General features: G+C 39.4%; 10 protein-coding genes. 6 read left to right on the forward strand and 4 right to left on the reverse strand.

Annotated features, from left to right (window positions below):
• Positions 1-10 precede the first annotated feature (10 nt).
• On the reverse strand, positions 11-2,080 hold the full coding sequence (locus ACOXY8_RS05275) for a hypothetical protein (protein WP_458330501.1): 2,070 nt from the start codon (positions 2,078-2,080) through the stop codon (positions 11-13).
• Between the two features lie 69 nt (positions 2,081-2,149).
• Positions 2,150-2,896, reverse strand: coding sequence for a 3-oxoacyl-[acyl-carrier-protein] reductase (gene fabG, locus ACOXY8_RS05280; RefSeq protein ID WP_458330502.1), 747 nt, complete (start codon positions 2,894-2,896; stop codon positions 2,150-2,152).
• 192 nt (positions 2,897-3,088) lie between these two features.
• On the opposite strand from fabG, the gene lpdA reads away from it, so the two are divergent.
• From lpdA to ACOXY8_RS05295, 3 genes are read left to right on the forward strand one after another with little or no spacing between them, the layout of a single operon-like run.
• Positions 3,089-4,483 (forward strand): dihydrolipoyl dehydrogenase, encoded by a 1,395-nt coding sequence (gene lpdA / locus ACOXY8_RS05285; protein ID WP_458330503.1) that lies wholly within the window; start codon positions 3,089-3,091, stop codon positions 4,481-4,483.
• 4 nt (positions 4,484-4,487) lie between these two features.
• Complete coding sequence (locus ACOXY8_RS05290; protein ID WP_458330504.1) at positions 4,488-5,030, forward strand: RNA polymerase sigma factor; 543 nt, start codon at positions 4,488-4,490, stop codon at positions 5,028-5,030.
• Entirely contained in the window at positions 5,027-5,836 is an 810-nt protein-coding gene (locus ACOXY8_RS05295) for an anti-sigma factor (RefSeq protein ID WP_458330505.1), read from the forward strand. Before ACOXY8_RS05290 ends, ACOXY8_RS05295 begins: the two co-directional genes overlap by 4 nt.
• A 217-nt stretch (positions 5,837-6,053) precedes the next feature.
• Here ACOXY8_RS05295 and ACOXY8_RS05300 read toward each other — a convergent pair whose 3' ends face one another.
• Positions 6,054-7,217, reverse strand: a complete 1,164-nt coding sequence (locus ACOXY8_RS05300; RefSeq protein ID WP_458330506.1) for a DUF4221 family protein — start codon at positions 7,215-7,217, stop codon at positions 6,054-6,056.
• Between the two features lie 423 nt (positions 7,218-7,640).
• Here ACOXY8_RS05300 and ACOXY8_RS05305 point away from each other — a divergent pair, with 423 nt between their 5' ends.
• Entirely contained in the window at positions 7,641-9,983 is a 2,343-nt protein-coding gene (locus ACOXY8_RS05305; RefSeq protein ID WP_458330507.1) for a CHRD domain-containing protein, read from the forward strand.
• 99 nt (positions 9,984-10,082) lie between these two features.
• Here ACOXY8_RS05305 and ACOXY8_RS05310 read toward each other — a convergent pair whose 3' ends face one another.
• Positions 10,083-10,403 (reverse strand): DUF6249 domain-containing protein, encoded by a 321-nt coding sequence (locus tag ACOXY8_RS05310; protein WP_458330508.1) that lies wholly within the window; start codon positions 10,401-10,403, stop codon positions 10,083-10,085.
• A gap of 112 nt (positions 10,404-10,515) precedes the next feature.
• Here ACOXY8_RS05310 and ACOXY8_RS05315 point away from each other — a divergent pair, with 112 nt between their 5' ends.
• On the forward strand, positions 10,516-11,079 hold the full coding sequence (locus tag ACOXY8_RS05315; protein WP_458330509.1) for an RNA polymerase sigma factor: 564 nt from the start codon (positions 10,516-10,518) through the stop codon (positions 11,077-11,079).
• Positions 11,076-11,486: a hypothetical protein gene (locus ACOXY8_RS05320; protein WP_458330510.1), complete on the forward strand. Its 411-nt coding sequence runs from the start codon at positions 11,076-11,078 to the stop codon at positions 11,484-11,486. Before ACOXY8_RS05315 ends, ACOXY8_RS05320 begins: the two co-directional genes overlap by 4 nt.
• Positions 11,487-11,865 lie beyond the last annotated feature (379 nt).

Here is an 11,865-nt window from a genome sequence, read left to right on the forward strand (position 1 = left end):
TCAAAACTAATTAATAAGAACCATAATATTTTCTTAGAAACCATTCAGTACCTGCTATCAATACAAGTAGCAAAAACAGCCAAAACAATCTATTGGCGGGCAAGAAGGCTTCTTCACTAATAATTCGTTGTGTTGGGTCAAGGTTTTCGAAGTCGGAACTGAGGGCATCAAAATCATTAATATGATAGAAATTACCTGCATGATTAGTAGCCATCGTACGCATGAGTCCGTGGTCGGCTGTAAGGTTGCTTAGCTCAACCTCCCGCCTAGTCACCAAAAATTCACCTCTATCAACTTCAGTATTTCCTTGTAGACTTGTTCTACCTTCATAGCGATAAATACCCGGTTTCAAGCCGGATACCCTATATCTAGCCGAACTAGCTGTTGGCTCATAAGTGTATTCCATCACACTATCTACTTCGTTCGTAATCTTAATATCTACTTGGTAATTGTAAATTTTCTCTAAGATGTCGTTATAACCTTCACTTTCGAAGATGATCGTTTCACCTTCATCCCATTCATTTTTTATGGGATAAAAACGGAACTTCCGATTGTCTTCTCGAGCTGCCAAATATTGCACAAGCTTTGAAAATAGCTCATCAAATTCAGTTCCCTCCCGCTTTACATTATCCAATCTCCAATTCCATAAACCTTCGCCTATCATCACCGCAGTTTTAGCGTCACCGACCATTCCTGTCATTAAAAGCGGCCTATCTGTAAGCACATTTCCCACTCTTTGGAATAGCATAATTTCCGCATTTGGGTAAATGGAATATTCACCAAAAGGCACGGCAACTGGCGGGAGGTTTCTTAGGAAATCCCTTTGCTCTGTTTCGAAAACAAATCGATCATAATTATCATTGTAAGCTGGAAAAACTCTATCAGGCTGTGGAGAATTGCGACGTAATTCCATCAAGCCATTCATTTGACTGAATAGATTCAGATCCGTTTGACTACCCAAAATATACCATCTTGGTGTAGTAGATGGGATTCGGTCGAGCAAAGAATTAGCATCTCCAATTCTACTTGGCAATTGATGCAAAATAGCTAAGTCAAATTCATCCGTATATTCCCATTCGTCGATGCCATGGATATGGATTGTAAGCTCATAAGCCTCGCTTTGCTCCAATACACTTCGTAGGGCTTTGATATCCGGATGTGGTGTAGCGGCTACTAATAAAATTTGCTGTTTTGCTTCAATTACTTCGACAAAGGCGGACTTCTGATTATTCTCTCTTGTGAACTCTCCATCCACAGGGTCAATGGCAATTTGGTAAGTTTGCAAACCTTCCCCCTGCGCCTCAATTAAAAATTCAACTGATTTGAAGTTCTCACCTGCATTAAAGGAAACTATTTGGCTTGCAATAGTCTGCCCGTCTTTTAATACTCTCACTTGAGTTGAAACTCCATCATATCCGTTTTGCACAATTTCTGCCACAATTGGAAACATCGAACCTTTGTAGCTGATTTTATTAAACCGCAAGGAACTAATGAGAACATCCTTTTTTGGAATAGTATCACCAAGGCCGACGGTGCTCAGATTAAAGCCATAAAGTTGAAAGGATGGATTAAGACCCGCATTGTTAATGCCATCAGAAACAAGCAGTACTTGGCGTAAATTCTTGCCTTGACCTTGCTCTTCAATCTTCTTTAACTGCTCATGCAGATTAGTTTGGCGGGAGGTAAAATCTGGAAAACGATCGAAAGTATTCTTCTCCCCATCAAAAGTTTGAATATTCACCTCAAAACCATTATCTCTCCATGCATTGGCATCTGAAATCAATCGCTCCTTTAACGTATTCAAAGCTAAAGAATCCGTCCCAGCATTTACAGAAAGGCTATTATCCCAAGCGATAATAATTTCAGGCTTTTCAAAATAATTTTCGATTTGCCTTAATAGTGGCCCAAGCAAAAGAAATGCGATGAGGGTGAAAACTAATACACGAAGACCAAAAAGTAATTTGTGTACGTTTACCGGCCAAGGACCTTTTTTGGCATAAAGTAGCCAAGCAAGCAAAAAGCCTATACCCGCGGCAGGAATTAACAACCACGGTGAATACTCAAATAGTATTTTGGTCATGATAGCTTAAGCGGAGGTATAGGACTTTGGTTTCAAAATTTATTTATGTGGTATAATTATGCCTTAAAATTAAGTAAGCATCCCACCATCTACTTGCAGCACTTGCCCACTTATGTAGGACGACATATCGGAGCCCAGAAACACTACGCAATCGGCTACATCTTCAGGCGAACCGCCACGCTTAAGTGGAATAGCATCTCTCCATCCTTGTACTGTTTTCTCATCCAAGGCAGCAGTCATTTCAGTCTCGATAAACCCTGGCGCTATTGCATTACAACGGATATTTCTTGAGCCAAGCTCCAATGCCACAGATTTGGTGAAACCAATAATTCCAGCTTTAGAAGCAGCATAATTGGCTTGTCCTGCATTTCCCTTTATACCAACCACTGAAGTCATATTTATAATCGAGCCGCTTCTTTGCTTCATAAAGGTGCGAGTTGCAGCTTTCACCGTATTAAAGCAAGATTTCAAATTCACATTAATCACCTCATCCCAAGCTTCTTCTGTTAGGCGCATTAGCAAATTATCTTTGGTAATTCCTGCATTATTCACCAGTACATCTAAGCTCCCAAAGTCAGCTACAACATCATTAATCAATGTTTCGGCAGCTGCAAAATTGGATGCGTCCGAACGATACCCTTTCGCTTTCACTCCAAATGTCTTTAACTCTTCTTCCAATGCCTGCCCTTTCTCCACGCTAGACAGATACGTAAATGCTATATTCGCTCCGGCTTGAGCGCATTTTTCAGCTACAGCTTTTCCTATTCCTTTGGATGCACCCGTCACCAAAACGGTTTTGCCTTCTAATAACTTCATGGTTCTAGTTTTAAATTCTAAAAAATGATTCTCAACAACAATATTAAACATAAATGCTTAATTGAGGATTAAATTAACTTATTAAGCCGAATCAATTCCCATATGCTCTATAAGTGGTTTTTTTACTTTATGGATAAAGCGTAACTTTGGTATCTCAATTTTCATCGATAATTAATCTCTATAATTCATAATATGTCAGCAAAATACGATTTGATTGTAATAGGCAGTGGGCCGGGTGGATATGTTGCCGCTATCAGAGCTTCACAGCTAGGAATGAAAGTAGGCGTAGTAGAAAAAGCCGAGCTCGGTGGAGTTTGTCTTAATTGGGGTTGTATTCCTACCAAAGCGCTACTTAAAAGTGCTCAAGTATTTGAATATATCAAACATGCCAAAGATTATGGCATCAATGTAGAAAATGCAAGTCCAGATTTCACAGGCATGGTTAAGCGCAGCCGCGATGTAGCTGGAGGCATGAGCAAAGGCATTCAATTCCTTTTCAAAAAGAATAAAATAGATCATATAGCTGGTTTCGGCACTTTGAAAAAAGGAAAGAAAGTAGATGTAAAAGACGATAGTGGCAAAACCACAGAATACACTGCCAACCATATCATTTTGGCGACAGGCGGGAGGGCAAGAGAATTGCCTAACCTACCTATCGACGGTAAAAAAATCATTGAATACCGCAAAGCCATGACCTTGGAAAAACAGCCTGCTTCAATGGTTGTAGTAGGTTCAGGTGCTATCGGGATGGAGTTTGCCTACATGTACAGCACCATTGGCACAGAAGTGACCGTGGTAGAATACATGGACAGAATCCTTCCAGTAGAAGACGAAGAAGTATCAAAAGGACTTGAAAGAATTTACAAAAAAGCAGGCATGAAATTCATGACTAGCTCTGAAGTAACCAAAGTCGATACTAAAGGCAAAGGCTGTAAAGTAACAGTGAAAACACCAAAAGGCGAAGAAACACTAGAATGTGAAATCGTTCTTTCTGCTGTAGGTATTGCTACCAATATCAAAGGCATAGGCTTGGAAGCCGCAGGTGTAAAAACCGAAAAAGGAAAAGTAGTCGTAGATGACTTTTACAAAACAAATGTAGAAGGCGTGTATGCTATCGGCGATATCGTAAAAGGTCAATCTTTGGCACACGTGGCTTCTGCTGAGGGAATTATATGTGTAGAAAAAATTGCTGGTCACAATCCGGAGCCATTAAACTATAATAATATTCCAGGTTGTACTTATTGCGTACCAGAAGTTGCTTCTGTGGGATATACAGAAAAAGCAGCTAAGGAAGCTGGGTTTGAAATCAAAGTTGGTAAATTTCCATTCTCAGCATCTGGTAAAGCCAAAGCGGGAGGAGCATCTGATGGCTTTGTGAAGTTGGTATTCGATGCAAAATATGGTGAGCTACTAGGAGCACATATGTTAGGTGCTAATGTTACTGAAATGATTGCGGAAATCGTAGTTGCTAGAAAACTAGAAACTACCGGCCATGAAATCATCAAAGCAGTACATCCACACCCTACCATGTCGGAAGCGGTAATGGAAGCCGCAGCAGCTGCTTACGATGAAGTAATTCACTTATAATATTTTGAAACTTACTCACCTTTCAGAAGAAGAACTAATCCAGCGGCTGCTTGTCAAAGACAAGCCAGCCGTTGATTATTTGTATAGGCAATACTCAGGTGCTCTCTTTGGCGTAATACTCAGGATAGTTCGAGAAAAAGAAATTGCGGAGGAAGTATTTCACGATGCATTTGTAAAAATCTGCAGCAAAATAGAGAAATACGACCGATCCAAAGGAAAACTATATACTTGGATGGTCAATCTCTGCCGCAATTCTGCCATCGATCGTACTCGCACGAAAGAATTTTCACAGCGAAGTAAGACTGATCAGATAGAAGACTTCGTATATGAAAATATCAGGCTTTCTGCCGAAGATACTGCTTCGGATCACATTGGGTTAGATAAGCTTATTAATGAGCTCGATGAGAACCAAAGGTTCGTCTTGAAGCAGATATATTTTGAGGGATTCACTCATTCGGAAGTTGCCGAAGAATTCGATATTCCTTTGGGTACCGTGAAAACTCGACTGCGGTCGGCCTTACAAAAATTAAGAAAGAAACTCTCATGAAAGAGGAAGTAAAAGAAATAATAGAATCTGGCCAACTGGAAGCCTTTGTTCTTGGCATGCTTAGTCCGGATGAAGAGCGGCAGGTAATGAATGCCGCAAAAGCTTATCCTGAAGTTCAGCAGGAGATAGATAGAATTGCAATGGATATGGAATCGATTGATCAATCACTTTCTATTAATCCTCCCGCACATCTGAAAGAAGGGATTATGAATGATATATTCGCTGACAGTAGCGATACTATTCATTCAGTAACTCCTAAAGCTGATAATACAAAATTCGTTTTTTGGAGGAATCTAGCGGCTGCTAGTATCGTATTAGCCATAGTGAGTTTTGCTGCAGCAGTGTATTTTGGCAATATGTATTACCAAACAGACGATGAATTGCGTGCATTGCTAACTGAAAACACCCAAATGGCAGAAGACCTGCAATTCAATAATGTGAGATTAAGCGAACTAGAAGTTGCATTTACTATCACTTCAGATCCAAGGTATCAGAAAGTGGGACTTGAAGGTTTGGAAATACAGCCCGGCGCGAGCTTATCAGTTTGGTGGAATCAGCAATCGAGCGAAACATTCTTAATGGTAAACAACTTGGCTCCACTCCCAAGCGATAAGGATTATCAACTTTGGGCGATTGTGGATGGGCAACCTGTGGATATGGGTGTATTATCTGACCCTGATCAAGGTTCATTCTTGAAAATGAATGATATTAGCAATGCCGTAGCTTTCGCTGTCACCATTGAGCCTAAAGGTGGATTACCAAGCCCAACTTTAGATCAGATGTGTGCGCTCGGGAATGTTTCTTAGCAGGAATATTAAATCAAAATAATTTAAAAGGCTGAATAAAAATTCGGCCTTTTTTTGTGCACCCTCATTTAACTCCAAGATAAAAACTTCGCGGCTTGGCAGCTTAGCGAGAAAAAATCACGCAAGGTCGCGAGGACGCTAAGAGATCAAATGGCACAATAAAAAGTAATTTGCCCGCAGATAACGAGGATTTGGGCAGAGAAGAAGTAAATATTGATTATTGCATTTGACCTTCTTCAATTTCTTCGAGTGCAAAAACATCAAAACTTAATCGATCTTCATTTTGCCCGTACTTTTCTTTATTGAAAATACACAAGCCTTCTGGAGTAATAAACAGCCCTGTGAGGTCATATTTTTCATGATCAATAATAGTCTCACCAATTTTTTCAAAATCACTATTTAGGACAATAATCGAAAAATGTTTTACCGCTTTTTTCTCAATCAGATATTGATCTAGAGAGGGCGGAGTAATAGCTACTCTATAAAATACATCTCGAAACAGATCGTAATAGATTGCTGAAAACCTTGGAGAAGTCGATGTTGCCTTATTTACGATATCCCAATTCAATCCTTCTGGAGGGTTGGCAGAGTAAAAAGGAATGCTATCAAAGTAATTACTGCCTGCATATTGATATGCAGATTTCCCATTATTTACAGATTCCAAATAGTTGGAAACCACAGGACTCAAAACCAAAGTATTATTTCTTTTGGCTAAATGTACTGCTGTGAAATCATTCACTACATAATATACATCTGCATAAGGTTTAGGTCTTGGCAGTATTTCCTTTATTTCCTCAGTGGCCAAATCAATCTCAAACAATTGATTAGCTCCTTCCAAATTCGCTCCTTGGATCGTGAGGCCAGGTAAATACACTTTATTACCCATTTTGTGTATGCTCAGCGGAGTGCCAGTAATGTAGGGAACTAACACACTATTCTCGGTTTCATTATAAGTATTGAGTTGGAATTGCTTGAGCTTTTCTCCATCGCGATTGAATAAATGCAAAGTACTACTCTCTATACTCGCAACTAATAAGCTATCGGCAGAAATAAAATGAAAAGCTGTTGGTGCTGAAGTTATTCGATTTGGCCCATCGAGTGCGAAGCTAATAGAATGTACTAAACTATCATTTGCTATATCATAAATCTCAATTTTGTTTCTGCGGGTTTGCATCACAGCAATATGATTCACTGCAAATGGCAAGTATTCAAATTGAACGTTCCCTGCACGATAAGAAAACCTATTATTAGCAGTTAAAGACAACTCATCTTGAACACTTAATTTATAATTCCCAAGAAGCGGCTCAGCTCGCTCTGCTTCACAAGCCACTAGCCCAACTATCAGGCTAAGTAGAGTAGGTATGTATAGAAGCTTTTTCAATTGAAATACGGTTAGGAAACTGATTTTCAATGATAATAAGCAATAAAATTAAATCCAATTTAATCCCTTCGCGTAAATCTTTGCGCTCAATGCGGTTGAAAAAAAGCTTGAATTATAAAAAAAACCATCTGCGCAAATCTGCGCTATCTGCGGGCACTAATTTCTCCCGCAGATTACGCTGATGAACGCAGATAAAAACGAAAGTCTGCATTAAAATAATGCTTAAATTATGATAAAGAAGCCTTTACAGCTCATAAATCATTTTTAACCTCCCGCTTTTTCACCCATTTGGCATACTGATCCTACATTCCATTTTGCTATAAATAATTCATCAATCTGATTTTTTTTCATTCTCAAAAATCCAATCCCTTTCGGCCGGTCGTAGATGACCATGAAACAGAATTAAACTAAAATCATAATATCATGAATTTCAAAACAATCACACAATTTTTTAAAGGAATGCCGCTAGCACTGCTGTTTTTCGCGGCTATTTTAGTTTCGTGTAATAACGAAGAAGACGATGTAATGCCGATCGTAGAAGATGATCCTGCATTGACGGGTGACACTAAAGAGTTTCCATTGATGCCAGTGAGTAATGATGGCATTTCAGGTATGGTTACTTTTTTGGAGCAAGATGATAATTCAACAAAAATTATCGTCCAACTAAATGGTACTACAGGAAGCACTGCCCATCCTGCGCATATTCACTTTAATACTGCTGCCGAAGGTGGCGATATTGCTGTGAGCTTGGAACCAGTAGATCCTGCTACAGGTCGTAGTGAAACTATAGTAACTGCGGATGAAAATGGCCAAACACTAAGTTTTCAGCAATTGCTAACTTATGATGGCTATGTAAATGTGCATGCAAGTATGGCTGATTTGGCTACACTTATAGCACAAGGTGATATTGGTCAAAATGTACTTACAGGCAATCAAACCACTTATGCATTGGCAAGTGTAGATTTCCCAAGAGTGAGTGGAGTAGCAACAATTAGCGAGCGTGCAAATGGCGAATCACTTGTAAGCTTAAGACTGATGGGCACCGAAGAAGGTGAAATGTACCCTGCGCATATTCACTTAAATACTGCTGCCGAAGGTGGTGATATTGCCGTGAGCTTAGGAGCCGTGCCTGGTGGAATGGGCGAGCACAAAGTATCGGTCAGTGAATTGGATAATGGCACAGCTATTAGCTATTCTCAACTACTTGAATTTGATGGTTATATCAATGTTCACTTGAGCATGGAGCAATTAGACAAATTAGTTTCTCAAGGTGATATTGGTGAAAATGCTCTAACAGGAGCTTCAAAAATATACAAACTGAATACAGTGGATGTAAATGGGATTTCAGGTATTGCTAGATTCGACCAACGTAAAAATGGTGAAGCACTTGTAACGCTTAAAATCACAGGAACTCCACAAAATGGAATGCACCCAGCGCATATTCACTTCAATACGGCTGCAGAAGGTGGTGGAATTGCCATCTCTCTAACAAATGTAAATGGCGCAACAGGAATGAGTAAAACTTCAGTTAGCGAATTAAACTCAGGTGAGGCAATTAGCTACAGTGAATTATTGGATTACAATGGCTATATCAATGTGCACCTTAGTGCTGAGCAGTTAGGCGTAATTGTAGCCCAAGGTGATATCGGAATGAATGAGCTTACTGGAAATGAAATAACATATAACCTTGCACAAGTTGGTGAAAGTATGGTAAGCGGAACAGCCAAGTTTGCTGAAAGAAAAAATGGTAATGCCCTTGTAACCCTAATGCTTAATGGCACTATGGATGGCGGAATGCACCCATCGCACATACATTTCAATACTGCGGCTGAAGGTGGTGATATTGCAATTCCTCTTGCAGATGTAAATGGAGCAACTGGTTTGAGTAAAACTTCCGTAAAAATGCTTACTGATGGAACAGCGATTAGCTATGCCGAATTATTGAATTTCAATGGCTATATCAATGTCCATAATAGTATAGACGATTTAGGTACTCTTTTGAGTCAAGTAGACATCGGACAGAATGAGCTAACAGGTAGCTCTACATCATACAACCTAGCCGCAGTTGGCAATAGTATGGTAAGCGGTACTGCTAAGTTTGAAGAAAGAAAGAACGGCAATGCACTTGTTACCTTAATGGTTGATGGTACTATGAATGGCGGCATGCACCCATCACACATTCACTTCAATACAGCTGCTGAAGGTGGTGATATTGCAGTAATGCTTGCAGATGTAGATGGCGCAACTGGCTTGAGTAAAACTTCTGTAAAAATGCTTACTGATGGTACAGCTATAAGCTATGCAGATTTACTTGACTTTGACGGATATATCAATGTGCACAATAGCATTGACGATCTAGGAACATTATTAAGCCAAGTAGATATTGGTAGAAATGCCTTAACAGGTAATAGAGTTGAGTTTAACTTAGGTACTGTTGGCAGCTCTGGAGTAAGTGGCACAGTAACCTTCTCAGAGCGTAAAAGCGGCGAAACACTAGCCAACATCACTTTGACTGGTACTATGGCGGGAGGAATGCATCCTGCACACGTACACAATGGCTCACTAGCTACACAGCCCGGCTCAATTGCTATTGACTTGGGTATGGTAAACGGAGCTACAGGCATGGTTAAAATTAATGTAACTGAAGCAAACGGAACACCTATTACTTACAGTGCATTACAATCATTCGATGGCTATGTGAACGTACACAAAAGCATGGATGAGTTGAATGTAATCCTTGCTCAAGGCGATGTATTAGGCAACTAATCAGATAATAAGAAAAACCTCCTCGATGGTTCGTGATTGGAGTTGATTGAAGATGATGAGGAGAGAAAGCCCTGGCAAATTTGTCAGGGCTTTTGTTTTTTACTCTTTATTCTGTTTTTGCTCTAAGAAATAAGCAAGCAATAAACCTAAACCGCCAAAAATAATGGTTGTTGCTACTGTCACTTGTTCATCTAAATCAGTAGTTTCAACTATAAGGTATCCTATCAAAATACCAAAACCTACACCAATAGCTAACAAAGCAAAACGTAAGACCCCAGAAGATTTCTCCGGCTTAGGCACGTTCGGGTCAAGGCCTTTATCAATCATTGCCATGCGTTCGTCATTTTCGTACTTGCGTAGAAAAATAACCATCGTAAACACAGCGATACCAAGAATAATGGGAATAAATAGCGGGCTCATAATTTTAAATTTGTTGTACTGCTAGGATGCAAGTTTCTCTTAATGGTTACACAAGTGTTCAAAATATTTATTTCGGCACAATTTTGTAACTTTTCAAAAATAACTGCATCACATGGGTAATTCCATGATCATTAGTGACCAAGAGATAATCGAAAAAATATGTAGTGGAGATAATGAGGCTTTTAGAATACTAATTAAGCGTTATCAAAACTTTGCATTTACTATCGCCGTGAGAGTAACAGGCGACGCTATGGAAGCTGAAGAAGTGGTGCAAGATTCGTTTTTGAAAGCGCATCAATCCTTATTGAAATTCCGTGGCGATTCGAAATTTTCTACCTGGCTTTATCGAATAGTGATGAACTTCGCATTGAGTAGAAAAAGAAAAAATATACTCAGTACGACTTCCTTAGAATTGCAGCATTTGGAATTTGAGGACTTCATTCCAGATTCTGAAAAAAGTGAAAAAGAAATTTTGGTAAATCAAGCGATTGGAATGCTCAATCCAAAGGACGCGGGAATCATCACACTCTATTATATGGATGAAATGAGCTTAGAAGAAATTGGAGTGATAATGGACTTGAGCCCTAGCAATGCTAAAGTGAGTATTTTTAGAGCCAGAAAACGACTTGGGCAAATCTTGAAGGAATTATTTGAGAAAAAAGGATTGCATGTATGAGTAAGAAAGAAAATATAGAAATGGAACAATGGGATGATTTGCTAAAAAGCTCAATTAGAAAAAATGCACCCTCTCACTTGGAAGATGGCATTATGGACAAACTACCAACAGCGGCCAATTCCAATGTTAAAATCAAACGTAGGTCCTTAAATTTACCTTTGCTTTTTGCGGGAGGTATTTCTGTGTTGACTGCAATACTTTGGCTGATTTCATTTTCAACCAATTCTGACTACTCCTTTACTATTCCAGATCAATTTGATTTCACTGATTCGTTACAATCATTCTTCCAACATATAGACCTCGGCTTAGATGTCTCCGTTCTCAGCTTTGCGATGCTTGCCATAGCAGGCTTGTTTACAATAGATTATATTTTCCAAAGCCTCTATCGTAAAAAGCGATTCTATTAACAGGTCAGAGTCTTTAAAAACGAAAAATTTAATCCAAAAGCTGTCGCCGGCCGGTACACGTGCGTCAGCATTAGAAGCCCTTTGCGTAAATCTTTTTGCTCATTGCGGTTCTAAAAAATGAAGAATTTAAACGCGGAGATCCGCAAAGTGAAGACGCAAAGACCGCAGAAAAAAACCTTTACGGCTCTCTGCGTAAATCTCTGCGCTCATTGCGGTTCTAAAAAATGAAGAATTTAAACGCAGAGATCCGCAAAGTGAAGACGCTGAGGCCGCAAAAAAAAACACCTTTGCGGCACTTTGCGTAAATCTCTGCGCTCATTGCGGTTCCGAAAAAATCAATACAAAACAAAATGAACCTTACCACATGGGTAAATTGTTT

The sequence above is a fragment of the Peijinzhouia sedimentorum genome, from assembly GCF_049340005.1.
GTDB lineage: Bacteria > Bacteroidota > Bacteroidia > Cytophagales > Cyclobacteriaceae > CAXBDP01.